This window comes from Actinomycetospora chlora, from assembly GCF_039542135.1.
Classification (GTDB): Bacteria; Actinomycetota; Actinomycetes; order Mycobacteriales; family Pseudonocardiaceae; genus Actinomycetospora; species Actinomycetospora chlora.
This window is the reverse complement of sequence record NZ_BAABHO010000018.1, coordinates 84,854-103,076: the sequence shown is the minus strand read 5'-3', so window position 1 is coordinate 103,076 and position 18,223 is coordinate 84,854. Positions and strand designations below refer to the sequence as shown.

The following is an 18,223-nucleotide window of genomic DNA, read 5'->3' as shown; positions in this document are numbered from 1 at the left end:
ACCACGACGGCACCTACGAGACCGTCAGCCACGACGACAACGGCTTCGCCTGACCCCATGTGAGCAGTTGCGGCCCCGATAGGGGCCGCAACTGCTCACGTACTCGGTGACCCACGGCCCGGACCCCGCCACCCACGGCGCGGGACCGGGTCGTCCGTCGTCACGGGGCGGAGAACGCGAACCCCGGGTAGCCGTCGGCGGCGAGCTGGTCGCAGTGCGCCCGGTAGTTGCCGACGCCGCCGATGTAGGCCATGAACACCCGCGGCTTGCCGGGCACGTTCGACCCCATGTACCAGGAGTTCGCCCGCGGGTAGAGCGTGTACTCGCCGACCTCGCGGACGTGGTCGGTCCAGCCGCGCTCGGCGTCCTCGGTCGACTCGACCACCGTGTCGCCGCGGGCGTGCGCGTAGGCGACGGTGTCGGCCACGAAGTCCACGTGCTGCTCGATCGAGACCATCATGTTCGACAGCACCGACGGGCTCCCCGGCCCCGTGATCGTGTACAGGTTGGGGAACCCCGCGACCTGCAGCCCGAGGTGCGTGACGGGCCCGTCGGCCCACTTGTCGGCCAGGCGCTGCCCGCCCCGCCCCCGGATGTCGACGGCCAGCAGCGTGCCGGTCATCGCGTCGAAGCCGGTGGCGAACACCAGGTCGTCGACCTCGTACTCCTGCTCGGTGGTGCGCACCCCGCGCGGGGTGATCTCCTGCAGCGGCGTGCGCTTCAGGTCGACCAGGTGCACCGTGTCGCGGTTGAACGTCGCGTAGTACCCGGTGTCGAGGCACGGGCGCTTGGTGCCGAACGGGTGGTCGCGCGGCGAGAGCGTCTCGGCGGTCTCCGGGTCGTCGACGATCCCGCGGATCTTCTCGCGGACGAACTCCGCCGCGGTCTCGTTGGCGTCGGGGTCGACGATGCTGTCGGTGTAGGACGCCAGGAGCCCCACGAGGTTGACGCCCCACACCGACTCGTACTTCGCGTGGCGCTCGGCGGGGTCGACCGCGAGCGCCGACTGCGTCGCCTCCTCGACCGGCACGCCGAAGCCCGACCGGCGCGCGGCCTCGCGGTGCTCGCGGTAGCGCTGCTTGCGCTGCGCCTGCGCCTCGTCGGACAGCGGCGCGTTGTTCGCCGGCATGCTGAAGTTCGCGGTGCGCTGGAACACCGTCAGGTCGGCGGCCTGCTCGGCGATCAGCGGGATCGCCTGGATCCCCGACGACCCGGTGCCGATCACCGCCACGCGCCGGCCGGTGAAGTCCACCGGATCCTGCGGCCAGTGCGCGGTGTGGAAGGTGCGGCCCGCGAACGTCTCGACGCCCGGGATCTCCGGCAGCTTCGAGGTCGACAGGCACCCGGTGGCCATGACGAGCTGCTCGGTGTCGTACACCTCGCCCGCCCCGGTCGTCACCGTCCAGCGGCCGTCGGCGTCGCGGTAGTGCGCCGCGGCCACCCGCGTGCCCAGCCGGACGCCGTCGCGCAGGCCGAACCGGTCGGCGACGTGGTTCACGTACCGCAGGATCTCGGGCTGGGTCGGGTACTTCTCGGTCCAGTCCCACTCCTGCTCGAGCTCCGGGGAGAAGGAGTACGAGTACTCCATGCTCTCGACGTCGCAGCGGGCTCCCGGGTAGCGGTTGTGGTACCAGGTGCCGCCGATGTCGTCGGCGGCCTCGAGGACGACGGCCGAGAGCCCGAGCCCGCGGAACCGGTGGAGCATGTAGAGCCCGGCGAGGCCGGCGCCGACGACGAGCGCGTCGACGCGGCGGACGGGGGTGTCGGTGGCGGTGCTGGTGGCGGTCTCGGTGGCGGTCACGGTCACCTCCGGTGACGGACGTCAGCGCGCCGAGGCGAGGTGCTTCGCGATCTCGTCGACCACGAAGTCCATCCCCACGGCGGCGCCGGGCAGGGTGAGCAGGGTGAAGAAGCCGTGCATCTGGCTCGGGACGAGCAGCGTCGAGACGGAGGTGCCCGCCTCGGCCAGGCGGTCGGCGTAGGCCTGGCCCTCGTCGCGCAGCGGGTCGTGCTCGGCGAGCAGGACCGCCGCCGGCGGCAGGCCGCCGAGGTCGTCGGCCCGCAGGGGCGAGGCGTCGGGCTGGCCGCGCAGCGCCGGGTCCGGGGCGTAGTGGCCCCAGAACCAGATCATCGCGCCGCGGCTGACGATGAGCTGGTTGGCCGGGTCGGTGTACGACGGCCGGTCGACGTCGGCGTCGGTCACCGGGTAGACGAGCACCTGGCCGGCGAGCGTCGGGCCGCCGGCGTCGCGGGCGCGGCGGGCGACCACGGCGGTGAGGTTGCCGCCGGCCGAGTCGCCGGCGACGACCACCGGGACCCGCGCGCCGGCGAGGGTCTCGACGTTCGCGTCGACCCACTGCAGCGCGGCCCACGCGTCGTCGACCGCGGCCGGGTAGCGGTGCTCGGGGGCGAGGCGGTAGTCGACGAGCACGACGACGCACCCGCTGCGCACGGCCAGGGTCCGGCCGAGCGTCTCGAACTCGTCGAGCGCGCCGATCACCCAGCCGCCGCCGTGGTAGTAGACGACGACGCCGCGGGGCGTGCCCTCGGGCACGATCACCCGCACCGGCACGGGCGCGTCGGCGGGCTCCACGACGAGCTCCACGTCGGGCCCCGGCCCGTACATCTCCGCCAGCGCCGGCCCCAGGTTGCGCGCCTGCTCCGGGGTCATGTCGCTGATCGGGGGCAGGCCGCTCTCCCCCAGCTGGGTCAGCAGGTCCGTGCTCGCCTCGTCGAGAGCCATGGGTCTCCGCTCGTCGCTACCAAACGACCGGTAGTTTAGAGCGAGGTGGTCGCCGTCACAACGCTCACGCCCCTACCCGCGGCGCCTCGCGGATGCCCGCGGCGGCCAGTTCCTCGGCGATCCGCGCGCGCAGCTCCACTTTGCGGATCTTCGTGCCGGACATCGGCCACGCGTCGACGAAGCGCACGTACCGCGGCACCCGGAAGCTCGCGATCCGCCCGACGCAGTGCGCGACCAGCTCCTCCGCGGTCGCCGTCGCACCCGGCGCGAGCTGCACGTACGCCGCCGGCACCTCGACGTAGCGGGCGTCCGGCGCCGCCACGACCGCGACGACGCCGACCGCGGGGTGGGTCAGCAGGTGGTTCTCGATCTCGGCGGCCGAGACGTTCTCGCCGCCCACCTTGAGCATGTCCTTGAGCCGCGTGCGGAACGTGACCCGCCCGTCGGCGTCGACGGTGACGACGTCGCCGGTGTGCACCCAGCGGTGCTCGTCGATCGTCGCCGCGGTGGCCTCGGGGTCGCGGAAGTAGCCGTCGAACGCGGTCGGCCCGCGGAAGAGCAGCTCGCCGGGGACGTCGGGCGGCAGGTCGGCGCCGGTGTCCGGGTCGACGACGCGCACGCTCATCCCGGGCATCGGGTGCCCGCCGGTGGTCAGCCGCGCCTCGAGCGGGTCGTCGAGGCGGCCGAGCGCGAGGAACGCCGACGACTCGGTCATCGCCACGCACGACACGTGCACGGCCTGCGGCACCCGCGCCGCCATGCTGCGCAGCCGCTCGGGCACCCCGACGGCCATGACGAGCCGGATACGGTGCAGGTCACGGTCCGGGAAGTCGGGACGGTCGAGCACCGGCACCCAGATCGTCTCGAACGCGGCGAGCGCGACCGTGATCCGCTCGTCCTCGAGCAGCGCGGGCGTGGTGGTCGGGTCGAAGAAGCCGGGGTGGACGAACGTCGCGCGGGCGGTCAGCGCGCTGACCGCGAACGTGATCCCGCCGCCGTGGAAGAGCGGGATCGCGGTCCAGATGCGGTCGTCCGGGGTCAGGGCCATCCGCTCGGCGATCCCGGCCGCGAGGCGCACGAGCGCCTCGTGCGAGAGCAGCGCGCCCTTGGGTGCCGCGGTGGTGCCCGACGTGTAGACGAGCACGGCGGCGTCGCGGACGCGGGTGCCGGCCGCGACCGGGGCGACGCGCTCCGGGTCGCCGGCGGGCAGCTCGGCGAGGGTGACCAGCGCGCGCAGCTCGGGCGCCGGCCCGTCGTGATCGCTGACGGCCTGCCGCGCCAGCTCCGCGAGGTCGGGCGCGCCCGGCGTCGCCGGCGGCGCCGTGACCAGCGCCGCCGCGCCCGAGTGCGCGACGACGTGGCGTACCTCGGCGGGCCGGTAGCGGGCGTTGACCGGCACCGCGACCGCCCCGATGCGCGTCACCGCGAGCAGCAGCGCGACGAGGTCGCCGGACGCCGGCAGCAGCAGGGCGACCCGGTCACCGGGTGCCACGCCGAGGGCGAGCAGCGCGGCCGCGTGCCGTACCGAGCGCTGCGCCAGGGCGCCGACCGTGAGCCGCTCGCCGTCGGCGAAGACGAGCGCCTCGGCATCCGGATCGGCCGCGGCGGACTCGTCGACCAGCTCGTGCAGCGTCGTGACCCGGGGTCTCACGGCCGGCTCCCGACGGCGGACCCGTCGTGCACCACCGGCAGCGACTCCTGCGCCCGCGACGCGATCGTCGGCAGGTAGGCCGGCTCGCCGGCGACCCGCAACCCGGGCAGGCGCCGCAGCAGGGTCCCGACGGCGATGCGCGTCTCGATGCGCGCGAGCTGCGCCCCGATGCAGGCGTGGATGCCGCGCCCGAAGGCGACGTGGGTGGCGCGCTCGCGGGCGAGGTCGACGGCGTCCGGGCGCGGGAACCGCTCGGGGTCGCGGTTGGCGCCGTTGAGCAGCAGGTAGACGCGCTCGCCGCGGCGGATCGTGCGCCCGCGCAGCTCGTGGTCCTCGACGACCCAGCGCACCAGCACCTTGATCGGCCCGACCAGCCGCAGCGCCTCCTCGACCGCGGGGTTCACCAGCGCCGGGTCGTCGCGGACGCGGTCGCGCAGCGCGGGGTCGGCGGTGAGCAGCCGGATCGCGTTGGCGATCGCGTTGGTCGTCGTCTCGTGCCCGGCGAACAGCAGCAGCGCGCACATGCCGACGAGCTCGTCGTCGGAGAGCCCGTCCTGGTCGTCGCCGAGCATCGCCGAGAGCATGTCGTCGCCGGGCTCGCGGCGGCGCAGGGCGACGAGCTGACGGAAGTAGCCGACCATCTCCTCGAGCCCGCGCAGCGCGCGCTCGTGGCGGTCGGCGCGCGCGTCGCCGCCGGCGCCGAACGCGACGAGGGCGAGCTCGTCGGACCACGCCCGGAAGCGGTCGCGGTCCGCGGCCGGGGCGCCGAGCATCTCGGCGATGACGGTGGCGGGCAGCGGGTAGGCGACGCCGGCCACGAGGTCGGCGCCTCCGTCCGCGACGAACGCGTCGACGAGCTCGTCGACCAGCGCCTGGATCCGGTCCTCCATCGCCGCGATCTGCTGCTGGCGGAACGCGGCGCCGGCGAGGCGGCGCAGGCGGGTGTGCGCGGGCGGATCGGTGACGACCATCCACTCGCTCATCAGCCCGAGGATCCGCTGCGTGGGATCGTCCGACGGCGCGTCGGACGACGACATGACCGGCCGCACGCGGTCCGACGACAGCGCCGGGTTGCGGAAGGCGGCGACGACGTCGTCGTAGCGCGACACCAGCCAGGCGCGGTGCGCGGCGCTCCAGTGCACCGGGTCGTGGGCCCGCAGCACCGCCGCCGCGGCGTCCGGGTCGCGCACGGCATCGGGGGCCAGCAGGTCGTCGGGGAGCGCTGACGGCTCGGGGGTCACGGCACACCTCCGACGGGGACGGGCACGGCGAGCGCGGGGCGCAGGACGTCGGTGACCAGCTCGACGTGCCGGTCGACGAGCGCGTCGGGCAGGCCGCCGAGGTCGGCGAAGCAGAAGACGTCGGTGACGGGGGTCGCTGCCAGCGGCGCGAGCTGCTCGCGGACCGCGGCGACGGCGTCGTCGGGGGTGAGCACGCGCAGCTTCGGGAAGGTGGCCGCACTCGGCGCGGCGGCCGCGTCGCCGTTGCCGGAGTACGACGCCCGGTTGCGGCGCGCGGCCGTGCGGACCTCGTCCTTCGCCGCGTCGGGGTCGTCGGCGAGCAGGACGTTGACCAGCCCGCCGAGACGCCCGGGCCGGCCGGCCAGCCCCTCGGCGTAGGGAGCGAGCAGCGCGGGGTCGAGCCAGAGCAGCCCGGCGCCGACGCGCCCGGCCAGCCGGGCGCCGCGCGGTCCGCGGGCGCCCACCCACGTCGGCAGCGGGTCCTGCACCGGCGCCGGCGTCACCGTGCCGTCGGCCCACAGCCCCGGCAGGCGGCGCAGCTGGTCCTCGAGCGTCGTGTAGCGGGCACCGTGGTCGGCGCCGACGCGGGCGAACTCGGCGGCGCTCCAGCCCGCCCCCACGCCGAGCTCGAGCCGCCCGCCGGAGACGAGGTCGACGACGGCGGCCTGCTCGGCGAGCGTCGTGACCGGCAGCATCGGCCCGATCACCACGGCCGTCCCGACGCGCAGCGTGCGGGTCCGCGCGGCGATCGCGGCGGCGGCCGTCAGCGGCGCGGGCAGGTAGCCGTCGGCGAACCCGTGGTGCTCGGTGACCCACACCGCCTCCAGGCCCCGCGCCTCGGCCGCCGCGACGCGGTCGAGCGTGCGGGCGTAGACGTCGGCGCCCCGCGCACCGGGCGGGATGCGCAGGTCGAGGTACAGCCCGACCCGTGTCACGCCCGGACCCCGGCGCCCAACGCCCGGGCGAGGCCCAGGCGGTCGCGCACCACCTGCCCGCCCGCGACGCGCCCGTCGGTGACGGTGACGAGCGCGACGGCGTGCAGCGTCGCCGGGTCCCCGACGTGGTCGTCGAGGCCGGGCAGCCCGCCGCGGTAGGTGCCGTGCACGGTGACGTGCACGGCGGCCCGGTCGCCGGCGCTGAACAGGTCGTCGACGACGACCTCGCGCGCGTCGACCAGCTCGCCGCGCTCGCGCCCGTCGTCGAGCACGACGTCGCCGACCGGCGGGGCGCCCTGCGCGGCCCACGCCGCGGCGACGGCCTCGACGTCCGCGTCGGGCGCCCGGGCCGCGGTGTCCCAGGGTGCCGGGGCCGGCGACGGCACCGGGTCGGGCACGCCGTCGGCGAGCTGGCGGCGGCGGGCGAGGTAGTCCTGCTCCACGCGGTTGGCCGTCAGGCGCGTCCCGTTCCAGGCGTAGAGGCCGAGCCCGCGCCACGACGCGACCGCGCCAGCGTGGCGCACGGACGCCCCGTGCTCGCTGAACAGCAGGGCCAGCCGGTCGCCGTTGCTGACGACGTCGTGGACGGTCAGCCCCAGGCCCGGGAACTGCTCGAGCTGGCGGCGCGTCGCGGGCTTGTAGACCTCGTCGCGCCCGGCGAGCACGTGCGGGCCCATGCGGAGGACGTAGTCCGGCTCCATGATCTCGTCGCAGACCGCGAGGTCGTGGGAGTTGGTGTAGTCGACGACGTAGCGGCGCATCAGCGCGACGAAGGCGTCCATCAGTGCCCCTCGAACCGCGGCGGGCGCTTCTCGGTGAACGCCGCGATGCCCTCGGCGGTGTCGGCGGTGTCCTGCAGCATGGTCACCGCCTCGAGCGAGTAGCCGGTCTCGCCGCGGTCGACCCCGCGGTTGATCATCGTCTTGCCGACGCGCACGGCCAGCGGCGCGCTGCGGGCGATGCGCTCGCCCACGGCGACGGCCTCGTCCAGCAGGCGGTCGTGCGGCACGACGCGCTGCACCAGCCCGGCGCGCTCGGCGGTGGCGGCGTCGAGGCGCTCGCCGGCGAGCACCATCCACTTCGTCCAGTGCCGGCCCATCACCGCGGGCCCGCGCAGCACCCCGAAGCCGGGCACGAGCCCGATGGCGCTCTCGGGCATCGCGAACACCGCGCGGTCCGAGGCGATCACCAGGTCGCAGGCCAGGGCAAGCTCGCACCCGCCGCCGAACGCGAAGCCGTTGACGGCGGCGATCACCGGCAGCGGCGACTCCTCCAGCGCGGCGAACGTGCGCAGGCAGTCGGCCTGGAACGCCCGCTTGGCCGCGGTGCCGTCGAGCTCGCCGAACCCCGCGATGTCCCCGCCGGCCGAGAACGCCTTGTCGCCGGCGCCGGTGAGCACCACCGCCCGCGTCGTGCCCGACGCCTCGAGGCGCGCGAGCGCGTCGCGCATCTGGGGCCAGAACGCGGTGGTCAGCGCGTTGTGCTTCTCGGGCCGGTCGAGGTGGACGACCGCGACCGGGCCGTCGTCCTTGACCGTGATCTCCGTGTACTCGCTCACCGTCTGCCCCCCGTGCGGCCCGGCCGCTCCCCCCACGCGATGTCGATGCTGGTGGCGACGACGTGGCGCGTCGCGGCGGGAGCGATGACGTCGTCGAGCGAGAGGTGCGCGGCGGCCTCCCACGGCTCGGACTCGGCGACCCACTCGGCGGTGAGCTCCGCGGCGCGGGCGTCCCGCGCCGCCGGGCCCTCGGTCTCGAGCAGGTGGTCGAGCGCGCGGCGGTGCACCGTGCGGATGCCGGTCTCGGGCGCCATGAACCCCATCTCGGCTCCTGGCCACGCGTAGAGGAAGTCCGGGCGCGTGGGGCGCCCGCCCATGGCGAAGTGCCCGCCCCCGTAGGCCTTGCGCACCACCACGCCGACCCGCGGCACCGACGCCCGCGCGATCCGCGCGACCGTGCGCTCGTAGGCGTGCAGGATGCCCGAGCGCTCGGCCTGGCTGCCGATCATCAGCCCGGGCACGTCGTGCAGGAACACCAGCGGCAGCCCGAAGGTGTCGCAGAGGTCGACGAAGTCGTGCTCCTTGGCCAGCGACTCCGGGTCGAGCGCGCCGGCGCGCACGAGCGGCTGGTTGGCCACGATGCCCATCGGGGCGCCCTCGATGCGCGCCAGCGCGCACAGCAGGCTCGGCCCCCACCCGTCGGCCCAGGGCAGCACCGACTCCGCGTCGGCGACCGCGGCGACCACCTCGCGCATGTCGTAGCCCGCGCGGGCGCCCGTGGGCACGACGTCGGCCAGCCCCGCGGGGTCGCGCGCGGGCGCGACCGGGGCGGCCACCGGCGCGGGCAGCGCGGCGTTCGAGGGCAGGTACGACAGGAACGCGCCGAGCGCGGCCAGCGCGTCGGCCTCGGTGTCGACGACGAGATGGGCGTTGCCCGCGGCCGTGGCGGCGTCGGGCCCGCCGAGCTCGTCGTCGGAGAGGCGCTCGCCGATCGCGGGCTCCACCACCGACGGCCCGGACAGCGCCACCGACGACCCGCGGGTCATGACCACGTAGTGCGCGGTGGCGGCGTGCAGCGCCGAGTCGCCGTAGCTCGGACCGAGGACGGCGGCGGCGCGCGGGACGGCCGGGGAGCCGTCGGTGGCGCCGAGGAAGCTCGTGAAGTCCAGCGGCAGGCCGGAGAACCGCCAGCCCATGACGTCGGGCATGCGCCCGCCGTCGGCGTCGCAGAGCAGCACGAGCGGGAACCCGCCGCGCTGCGCGTGCTCGATCAGCCGGCCCTGCTTGCGCATGCTGATCGGCGCCGTGGTGCCCGCGACCGCCGTCGCGTCGATGCCGATGACGCCGACCCGGCGCCCGTCGAGCGTCCCGAACCCCGTGACCACGGCGTCGCCCGGCACGGGCTTCTCGCGGCGGATCTCCGGCTCGGCCAGCGCGCCGATCTCGAACCAGCTGCCGGGGTCGACGAGCGTCGCCACCCGCTCGCGCACGGGCATCCGCCCGGACGCGCGGTGCCGCGCGACCGCGGCCTCGCCGCCCATCGCCTCGGCGGCCGCCCGCCGCCGGTCGAGCTCGGTCAGGGCCGAGTCCGCACCGGACCGGGACGGCTCGCCGGCCTCGTCCGGCTCGTCCGGCAGGCGGCCGTTGGCCCGCCCCCCGGCGTGCTCCACTGGCACCGTGCCTCCCGCGTGACGTGACGTGGCTCTCGGCGGCACCGTAATCTACCATCCGGCCGTTTGGTAGATGAGCAGCAGGAGGTCGCGATGCCGGGGCCCGTCCTCGTCGCCAACCGGGGTGAGGTGGCCGTGCGCATCGTGCGCGCGTGCCGCGAGCGCGGGCTGCGCTCGATCGCGATCCACACCGACCCCGACGCGGGGTCGCTGGTCACGCGCGTCGCCGACGTCACCGTGCCCGTGGCGTCGTACCTCGACGCCGGCGCGGTGGTGGCGGCGGCGCGGGAGCACGGAGCGTGGGCGGTGCACCCCGGCTACGGCCTGCTCGCCGAGGACGCGGGGTTCGCCCGGGCCGTGACCGACGCTGGCCTGGTGTTCGTGGGGCCGCCGGCCGACGTGGTCGCCGCGATGGGCGACAAGGTCCGCGCGCGGGCGCTGGCCCGGGCGTCCGGCGTGCCGGTGCTGGACGGCACCGACGCGCCCGTCGACGCCGCGTCCGCGCGCGCGGAGGCGGCGCGGATCGGCTTCCCGCTGCTCGTCAAGGCCGCGCACGGCGGCGGCGGGCGGGGCATGCGCGTCGTCGCCGGCGTGGACGAGCGCGAGGGCGCGCTGGCCGCGGCCGGCCGGGAGGCCGCGGCCGCCTTCGGGCGCGGCGAGGTCTTCCTCGAGCGCCACGTCGCCCGCGCCCGCCACGTCGAGGTGCAGGTCCTCGCCGACGACCACGGCGCGGTCGCCGTGCTCGGCGACCGCGACTGCACGGTGCAGCGGCGCCACCAGAAGCTGCTCGAGGAGGCCCCGGCGCCCGACCTGCCCGACGCCGTGCGCGCGCAGCTGCACGACGCGTCGCGGCGGCTCGCGACGGCCGTCGGGTACCGAGGCGCGGGCACCGTCGAGTTCCTGCTCGACCGCGAGACCGGCAGGCCGGCGTTCCTCGAGATGAACACGCGCCTGCAGGTGGAGCACGGCGTCACCGAGCTCGTCACCGGCGTCGACCTCGTCGTCGCGCAGCTCCGCCTGGCTGCCGGGGAGGCGCTGGCCGCCGTCCTCGGCGACGCGACCGTGCGCGGCCACGCCGTGCAGGCCCGGATCGCCGCCGAGGACCCCGCCGCGGACTTCCGGCCCGCGCCCGGGCAGGTCACCGCGCTCACCCCGCCGACGGGGCCGTGGGTGCGCGCCGACCTCGGCGTCGAGGCCGGCGACACCGTCCCGGGCGCCTACGACTCCCTGCTCGGCAAGGTCCTGGCCTGGGGCCCGGACCGGGCGACGGCCGTGGCGCGCCTGACGGGCGCGCTCGACGACCTGGTCGTCGGCGGCGTCCCCACCACCGCGTCCTACCTGCGCGCCGTGCTCGACCGGCCCGCCTTCGCCGCCGTCGAGCACGACACCTTCAGCGTCGAGCGGGACTGGCCGCCCGCGAGGCAGCCCGCCCCGGCGCCGGCGGGCGCCCCGGCGTCCCGCACCGTCCGCCTGGGCACCGACCGGGGCCCGCTGACGCTGCGCGTCCCGCGCCACCGCGACACCGGATCAGCGCGCCACGAGCAGACGGTCGCCGCCGCGGTGGGCCCGGCGAGCGGCCCCGCGGAGGGCGGCGACCCCGTCGCGCCGATGGACGCCACGGTCGTCGAGGTCGTCGTCGCGGCCGGGCAGGAGGTCGCCGCGGGTGCGGTCCTCGTGGTGCTGGAGGCGATGAAGATGGAGATGCCGGTGCGGGCGACGCAGGCCGCCCGCGTCGACGCCGTGCACGTCGCGCCGGGCGACCGCGTGACGGCCGGCAGCGCGCTGGTGGTCATGTCCTGAGCAGCGCTCAGGCGCCGACGACCGCCTCGCGGGCGGCGAGCGCCTCGGTGGTGGCCACGCCGTGCACGGCCATCGCCGCGAGCTGCACGCCGATCTCCTCCGGGGTGGAGGGGCCGTCGGGGCGGAACCAGCGGTAGACCCAGTTGGTGGACCCGAGGATCGACAGGCCCGCGACGCGCGGGTCGACGCCGTCGCGGACGAGTCCCTCGCGCCGCGCCTCGGCCACGAGGTCGCGGAACACGCCCTGGTAGGCGTGGCCGGAGCCGAGGATCGCCTCGCGCCGGGGCGTCGGCAGCGAGGCCAGCTCGTGCAGGAACACCGCCGTCGGGACGAGGTTGCGGCAGGCGTGCTCGACGTGGGCGCGGATGGTGCGCTCGAGGCGGTCGAGCGGGTCGCCCGGGCCCGCCGCGGCGGAGGAGACGACCGCGAACCCCTCCCGGTGCACCTCGCTGATCACCTCGAAGAGCAGGTCCTCCTTGGACTGGATGTAGTAGTAGAGGCTGCCCTTGAGCATGCCGAGGCGGTCGGCGATGTCCTGCAGGGACGCCCCGTCGTAGCCCTTCTCGTAGAACACCTGGGTCGCCACCTCGAGCAGCTGCGCCCAGCGCTCCTCCCGGGGCTTGCGCTCCCCGGCGGTGCGGCGCTCGCTGCGCCCCGCCGGCCGGCGGTCCTGTGCCATGCTCTGCTCCCGGGTGGTGCGGATCCGACCACCATACGGTCGGTAGGTGACGCCTGGTCGGCTCACCCCGCCGTCAGGTGACGTGACATCCGCGGCGCCTCGGTGACGCCCCGCGCCGCGAGGTCGGCGGCGACCCGCTCCCGCAGCGCCCCCTTCTGGATCTTCGTGCCGGACATCGGCCACTCCTCGACGAACTCCAGGTAGCGCGGCGCCTTGTACGTCGCGAGCGCGGCCAGGCAGTGCTCGACGAGCTCGCGCCCGAGCACGTCGCGGTCGGCGTCGCGGAAGGCCGGCGTCAGCTCGACGTAGGCCGCCGCCACCTCGCCGAGCCGCGCGTCGGGCGCCGCGACCACCGCGACCACCCCGACGGCCGGGTGCTCGGCCAGCCGGCCCTCGACCTCCGCGGCGGCGACGTTCTCGCCCCCGACCTTGAGCATGTCCTTGAGCCGGCTGACGAACGTGAACCGCCCGGCGGCGTCGCGGCGCACGAGGTCGCCGGTGTGGAACCAGCCCTCGGCGTCGATGCGCTCGGCCGTCGTCGCCGGGTCGCGGTGGTAGTACGCCATGCGCGAGACGCCGCGGTGCAGGAACTCGCCGACCTCCCCCGGGCCGCACTCCCGGCCGGTCTCCGGGTCGCGGACCGTCGCCTCCATGTCCCGCAGCGGCACGCCGCTCGTGCCCGCGCGGGCCTCGGGCGGGTCGTCGACCGAGCCGACGCAGCAGAAGCCCGCGGACTCGGTGCCGCCCAGGCACGAGATCTGGGTCGAGCCCGGCATCCGCGCCTGCATGGCCGCCATCCGCTCGGCCGGCCCCACGTTGATGACCGTCCGCAGCTCGGGCACGCGCGCGGGGTCGTAGTCGGGGTGGTCGAGCACCGGCAGCCAGATCGTGTCGAACGCCGGGAACGCGACGGTGGCCCGCTCGTCGACGAGCTGGCGCCACGCCCGGTCCGGGGTGAACGTCCCGACGTGCGCGAGCGTGCAGCCCGCGGCGAGCGAGCCCATCAGCAGGTCGATCCCGCCGCAGTGGTGCAGCGGCAGCGGCGTCCAGAAGCGGTCGTCGGGGGTCAGCCGCAGCCGCTCGACGAGGTTCTCGCCCAGCGCGGCGTACGCGCCGTGGGTGTGCACGCAGCCGCGCGGCCGCGACGTCGTGCCCGACGTGTAGAGCAGGATCATCGGGTCGTCGGGGACGACGTCGACGGCCGGCGCCCCGCCCGCGGGGTCGGCCACCTCGGCCGGCGTCACCGCGCCCGGGCCCGCCAGGGCGAGCAGCTCGGCCGACGCGACGACGACGCGCGGGTCCGCGTCGCCGCGCAGCCACGCGACCTCGTCCGCGGTGCCGCGCGGGTTCACCGGGGTCGGGATCGCACCCAGCAGCGTCGCCCCGACGGTCCCGGCCACGGCGTCGAGCCCGCCGGGCAGCACGAGCAGCACCCGGTCACCCCGGCGCACGCCCCGGGCGGCGAGCCCGGCCGCCCAGGCGCGCGCGGCGTCCCGGACGTCGGGCCAGCTCCCGCGCTCGTCGGGGAACGCCACCCCGCGCGCGGGCGAGCGGGCCACGGCGTCGTCGAGCAGCTCCGGCAGCGTGCGCAGCACGCGCGTGCTCACGCCTCGAACCCCTCCATCTGCGGCGCGGTCAGCGGCGAGATCACGCGGCTGGCGATCTTCCAGCCGTCCGCCGTGCGCCGGTAGGTGTCGACGTTCAGCGCGGCGGCCCGGATCGACGCGCCGCCCGTCGTCGTCCCCTCGGCCAGCACGTAGTTGGTGCCGTGCGCGTGGTCGTCGTCGTCGAACTCGACGACGTGGTTGGTGATGACGTGGAACTGCTCGGCCATCGACCCGGCGTCGCGCTCGAAGAAGGCGAGCACCTGCTCGCGGCCCTCGTAGCGCTCCAGCCCGACGCCCGTCGCGTCCCACACCGCGTCGTCGGTGTAGGCCGAGAGGGCCTCCTTGGGGTCGAAGCGGTCGAGGCCCCGGGCGTAGAGGTGGGTGGCCTGGACGATCTCGGCGCGGTCCTCGGCGGTCGGCATCCTGCGACTCCTCAGTCGTAGACGATCACGCCACGCACGTTCTTGCCGTCGTGCATGTCGCGGAAGGCCTGGTTGATGTCGTCGAGCGAGTACGTGCGCGTGATCAGCTCGTCGAGCTTGAGCTCGCCGCGCAGGTAGAGGTCGGCGAGCAGCGGCACGTCGGTGCGGCTGGTCGTGGTGCCGTAGAGCGAGCCCTGCAGGCGCTTGCCGGACATGGCGAAGGTGAACAGGTCGAACGGGACGTCCCGCTGCAGCACGGGGGCGGCGCCGGTCAGCACCATGACCCCGCCGCGGCGGGTCATCTCCTGGGCCGGGTTCATGAGGTCGCCGGTGACCACGCCGACGGTGATGATCACGCGGTCGGCGCCCTGGCCGTTCGTCAGCGACTCGACGACCTGCGCAGCCTCGTCGTAGTCCTTCGCCACGTGGGTGGCGCCGAACTCGACCGCCTTCTCGCGCTTGAACGGCGCCGGGTCCACGGCGACGACGTTCCGCGCGCCCTTGTGCCGCGCGCCCTGCACCGCGTTCATCCCGACCCCGCCGGTGCCGACCACCACGACCGTGTCGCCGAGCTCGATCTCCGCGGCGTACACCGACGACCCCCAGCCGGTCGGCACGCCGCAGCCGATGAGCGCGGCCTTGTCCAGCGGCATGTCCGCGGGGATGGGGATCACTGCGTCCAGCGGCGCGACGACGTAGGGCGCGAAGGTCCCGAGGTAGGACATGCAGCCCACGCCGCGGCCCTGCGCGTGCACGCGGTGCGTGCCGTCGGGCGCGACGCCCGCGAGCACGCCGGCGCCGAGCTCGCACATGTTCGACCGGCCCTTGACGCACATGCGGCAGCGCCCGCACGCCGGCAGGAACGAAAGGACGACGTGGTCGCCGGGCTTCACCGCCGTGACGCCCGGCCCGATCTCCTCCACCACGCCCGCGCCCTCGTGCCCGCCGAGCACCGGCGACCACGGCAGCGGGATGTCGCCGGTGTCGAGGTGGTCGTCGGAGTGGCACACGCCCGACGCGGCCAGCTTGATCAGCGCCTCGTTCTCCTTGGGCGGGTCGAGCTCGATCTCCTCGACGCTCCAGCCCGAGCGCGTGCCGGGCTCCCAGAGCAGCGCTCCGCGGGTCTTCACGATGCCCTCCAGGGGGTCACTTGATCGCGGCGCCGGCGTCGACGGGCAGCGTCGCACCGGTGATGTAGCGGGCCTCGTCGGAGAGCAGGAACAGCACGGCGTTGGCGACGTCGACCGACTCGATCCACGGGATCTCGAGCGCGTTCAGCGACGTGAAGCCGGGGATCGCCTTCTCCTGCGTCGGCTCCGGGTCGCCCGGGGCGAACATCCCCCACGTCCCCGGGTTCTGGATCATGTGCGTGTCGACGTTCGTCGGGTGCACGGTGTTGACGCGCACGCGGTGGGGCGCCAGCTCGTTGGCGAGGTTGCGCATCAGCCCGACGACGCCGTGCTTGGCCGACACGTAGTGGCCGACCTGCTGGATGCCCTTGAACCCGCCGATCGAGCTGGTGAACACCATCGCGCCGCCCCCGCGGTCGATGAGCCGCGGGATCGCCGCCTTGGCGGTGTGCCAGACGCCGGTCAGGTTGACGTCGATCATGTCCTGCCAGGTGGCCTCGTCGAGCTCCCAGGCGCGCCCGTAGCTCGCGATGCCGGCGTTGGCCACGACGCCGTCCAGCCCGCCCAGCTCCGCGACGCCCTCGGCCACCGCGGCGTCGAGCGCGGCCTGGTCGCGCACGTCGGCGACGCGGGCGACCACGCGCCGGTCGTGCTTCTCGACCTCCGCGACCGTCTGGTCGAGGTCCTCCCGCGTCGCCGGCGGGTACTTCCCGACGACGGTGTCGATGCCGTCGCAGAGGTCGACCGCGACGACGTCGGCGCCCTCCTGCGCGAGGCGCACCGCGTGCGCCCGCCCCTGCCCCCGGGCCGCCCCGGTGACGAGCACGACCTTGCCCTGCATGCGTCCCGCCACGGTGTGCTCCTTCAGACCGAGCGCCCGCGCTCGCCCCAGTACGGGGCGCGCAGGTCGCGCTTGAGGATCTTGCCGGTGGGCGCCTTGGGCAGTTCGGGGACGAACTCCACCGACCGCGGCTTCTGGTACGACGCGAGGTGCGCGCGGGCCGTCTCGACGATGTCGGCCTCGGTCGCGGTCGTGCCCGGCTTGAGCACCACGAACGCCTTGACGCTCTCGCCCCACTCGTCGTCGGGCACGCCGATCACCGCGCACTCGAGCACCGACGGGTGGTGGTTGACGGCCTCCTCGACCTGGACCGAGTAGATGTTCTCGCCGCCCGAGATGATCATGTCCTTGGCGCGGTCGACGATGAACACGTAGCGGTCGGCGTCCCACGTCGCGAGGTCGCCGGTCCACATCCAGCCGTCGCGCAGGGTGTCGGCGGTGAGGTCCGGGCGGTTCCAGTAGCCCGCCATGTTGGCCTCGGAGCGCACGACGATCTGCCCGACCGTCGCCCCGTCCGTCGGGACCGGGCGGCCGTCGACGTCGACGATGCGCACCGACGTCACGAACCCCTCGCGCCCGCACGACTGCAGCCGCTCGGGGTGGATCCCGTTGACCGCGGCGTGGTGGTCCTCCTGGGAGAGGAAGCACATCGTCGTGCCCTCGGTCTGCCCGTAGCCCTGGATGAGCGTGCACGGGAAGGCCTGCAGCGCGTTCTTCACCACCGCCGAGGGCATCGGCCCGCCGCCGTACTGGATGTTGCGCAGGCTCGCGATGTCGTAGCCGTCGAACCCGGGCACGGCCATCATCCAGTTGAGCATCGTGGTGATGCCGAGGAACGCCGAGACGCGCTCGGCCTCGATGATCTCCAGCGACCGCTTCGCCTCGAAGTTCATGAGCACCAGCGGGCAGCCGTGGCGCAGGTAGTTCATCGAGAGCACCACCGGGATGTGGTACATCTGCCCGGTCAGCATGTAGACGTCGGTCGGGACGATGCGCTCGGCGACGGTCTGGTTGAGCATCCCGAACGACGCGCTGCGGTGGGTGTGCAGCGCGCCCTTCGAGGCCCCGGTCGTGCCGCCGGTGTAGAGGATGAAGAACGGGTCGTCGTCGCCGACGCTCGCCGAGTCCGTCGGCTCGTCGGTCGGGGACGCGGCCAGCAGGTCCTCGTAGGAGCCGTCGCCGCCCTCGCCGTACGCGAGCCAGTGGTCGACGTCCACCTGCGTCGCGAGCTCGCGGCCCAGCTCGGCCCACTCGCCGGCCACGACGATCGCGCGCGGCGCGCCGTCGGCGACGATCCGCGCCAGCTCGCCGACCCCCAGCCGCCAGTTCAGCGGCTGCACGACGAGCCCGGCCCGCCCGGCGGCGAAGTAGATCTCCTGGAACTCCGTGGAGTTCTTGGCGAGCACCGCGACGCGGTCGCCGCGCTGCAGGGCCAGACCGTCCGGGCGGGCGCCGCGCAGGCCGTTCGCCAGCCGGCGGACGCGCTCGTCGAGCTCGGCCCAGCTGGTGCGGCGCCCGGTGGTGGTGTCCACGACGGCGTCCCCGCGCGGGGTCAGCGCCGCCCACTTCTCGGGGATGCGACCGACGTTGACCATCAGTACGGCAGGTCGAGGTAGACGTAGCGGTCGGCGATGAGCCAGGTCCCGTCGCGGTGGACGAGCTGGTCGCGGTACCAGCCGCTGGAGAGCACCCGGATCGCGCCGTTCTCGATCGAGAGCAGCGTCAGGTTGGTGACGGCGACCGCCTCGTCGTCGCTCTCCTTCTCGAACCACAGGTTCGACAGGTTGTGCCGGCGCTGGTCGGTCTGCGCGGCCATCGAGTCGGCGTGCAGCGCGCGGATCGCCGCCCGGCCCTCGAACGGGCCGACGAGGTCGCCGTCGCGGCCGATCCGCAGGCTCATCCGGGCGTCCTCGGTGAAGCAGGACGCGATGAGGTCCGGATCGGCCTCGTCGTAGCCCCAGGACGCCTTGCCGAGGAGGTTCTCGATGTGGGGACGGACGGGCACG

General features: G+C 75.1%; 16 protein-coding genes. 1 reads left to right on the top strand and 15 read right to left on the bottom strand.

The window, feature by feature from the left end:
- Positions 1–160: 160 nt before the first annotated feature.
- The 8 genes from ABD994_RS13470 to ABD994_RS13435 all read right to left on the bottom strand — a co-directional run bounded on the left by ABD994_RS13470 (position 161) and on the right by ABD994_RS13435 (position 9,744).
- Positions 161–1,801, bottom strand: coding sequence for a flavin-containing monooxygenase (locus ABD994_RS13470; RefSeq protein WP_345415108.1), 1,641 nt, complete (start codon positions 1,799–1,801; stop codon positions 161–163).
- A 21-nt stretch (positions 1,802–1,822) separates the two neighbouring features.
- Positions 1,823–2,743: an alpha/beta hydrolase gene (locus ABD994_RS13465; protein ID WP_345415105.1), complete on the bottom strand. Its 921-nt coding sequence runs from the start codon at positions 2,741–2,743 to the stop codon at positions 1,823–1,825.
- A 64-nt stretch (positions 2,744–2,807) separates the two neighbouring features.
- Entirely contained in the window at positions 2,808–4,394 is a 1,587-nt protein-coding gene (locus ABD994_RS13460; protein ID WP_345415102.1) for a class I adenylate-forming enzyme family protein, read from the bottom strand.
- Complete coding sequence (locus ABD994_RS13455) at positions 4,391–5,635, bottom strand: cytochrome P450 (RefSeq protein WP_345415099.1); 1,245 nt, start codon at positions 5,633–5,635, stop codon at positions 4,391–4,393. The genes ABD994_RS13460 and ABD994_RS13455 overlap by 4 nt, the downstream gene beginning before the upstream one ends.
- The gene (locus tag ABD994_RS13450) at positions 5,632–6,570 is read right to left on the bottom strand and encodes an LLM class flavin-dependent oxidoreductase (protein ID WP_345415096.1); all 939 of its coding nucleotides are present in this window, start codon (positions 6,568–6,570) and stop codon (positions 5,632–5,634) included. The genes ABD994_RS13455 and ABD994_RS13450 overlap by 4 nt, the downstream gene beginning before the upstream one ends.
- Complete coding sequence (locus ABD994_RS13445; protein WP_345415093.1) at positions 6,567–7,352, bottom strand: ester cyclase; 786 nt, start codon at positions 7,350–7,352, stop codon at positions 6,567–6,569. Before ABD994_RS13445 ends, ABD994_RS13450 begins: the two co-directional genes overlap by 4 nt.
- A complete protein-coding gene (locus tag ABD994_RS13440; protein ID WP_345415091.1) occupies positions 7,352–8,128 on the bottom strand; it encodes an enoyl-CoA hydratase/isomerase family protein in 777 nt (258 codons plus the stop codon). Before ABD994_RS13440 ends, ABD994_RS13445 begins: the two co-directional genes overlap by 1 nt.
- A complete protein-coding gene (locus tag ABD994_RS13435; protein ID WP_345415089.1) occupies positions 8,125–9,744 on the bottom strand; it encodes an acyl-CoA carboxylase subunit beta in 1,620 nt (539 codons plus the stop codon). Before ABD994_RS13435 ends, ABD994_RS13440 begins: the two co-directional genes overlap by 4 nt.
- An 87-nt stretch (positions 9,745–9,831) precedes the next feature.
- Here ABD994_RS13435 and ABD994_RS13430 point away from each other — a divergent pair, with 87 nt between their 5' ends.
- Complete coding sequence (locus ABD994_RS13430) at positions 9,832–11,538, top strand: ATP-binding protein (RefSeq protein WP_345415087.1); 1,707 nt, start codon at positions 9,832–9,834, stop codon at positions 11,536–11,538.
- A 7-nt stretch (positions 11,539–11,545) separates the two neighbouring features.
- Here the strand turns inward: ABD994_RS13430 and ABD994_RS13425 are convergent, their stop codons facing one another.
- From ABD994_RS13425 to ABD994_RS13395, 7 genes are all read right to left on the bottom strand, one after another.
- Positions 11,546–12,217: a TetR/AcrR family transcriptional regulator gene (locus ABD994_RS13425; RefSeq protein ID WP_345415085.1), complete on the bottom strand. Its 672-nt coding sequence runs from the start codon at positions 12,215–12,217 to the stop codon at positions 11,546–11,548.
- A gap of 62 nt (positions 12,218–12,279) precedes the next feature.
- Entirely contained in the window at positions 12,280–13,824 is a 1,545-nt protein-coding gene (locus ABD994_RS13420) for a class I adenylate-forming enzyme family protein (protein WP_345415083.1), read from the bottom strand.
- Positions 13,821–14,246 (bottom strand): nuclear transport factor 2 family protein, encoded by a 426-nt coding sequence (locus tag ABD994_RS13415; RefSeq protein ID WP_345415081.1) that lies wholly within the window; start codon positions 14,244–14,246, stop codon positions 13,821–13,823. Before ABD994_RS13415 ends, ABD994_RS13420 begins: the two co-directional genes overlap by 4 nt.
- Positions 14,247–14,257: 11 nt before the next feature.
- A complete protein-coding gene (locus ABD994_RS13410; protein WP_345415079.1) occupies positions 14,258–15,376 on the bottom strand; it encodes an NDMA-dependent alcohol dehydrogenase in 1,119 nt (372 codons plus the stop codon).
- A gap of 16 nt (positions 15,377–15,392) precedes the next feature.
- Positions 15,393–16,229 (bottom strand): mycofactocin-coupled SDR family oxidoreductase, encoded by an 837-nt coding sequence (locus tag ABD994_RS13405; protein WP_345415077.1) that lies wholly within the window; start codon positions 16,227–16,229, stop codon positions 15,393–15,395.
- 11 nt (positions 16,230–16,240) lie between these two features.
- Positions 16,241–17,812, bottom strand: coding sequence for an AMP-binding protein (locus tag ABD994_RS13400; RefSeq protein WP_345415076.1), 1,572 nt, complete (start codon positions 17,810–17,812; stop codon positions 16,241–16,243).
- Positions 17,812–18,222: a nuclear transport factor 2 family protein gene (locus ABD994_RS13395; protein ID WP_345415075.1), complete on the bottom strand. Its 411-nt coding sequence runs from the start codon at positions 18,220–18,222 to the stop codon at positions 17,812–17,814. The genes ABD994_RS13400 and ABD994_RS13395 overlap by 1 nt, the downstream gene beginning before the upstream one ends.
- Position 18,223: the final 1 nt, after the last annotated feature.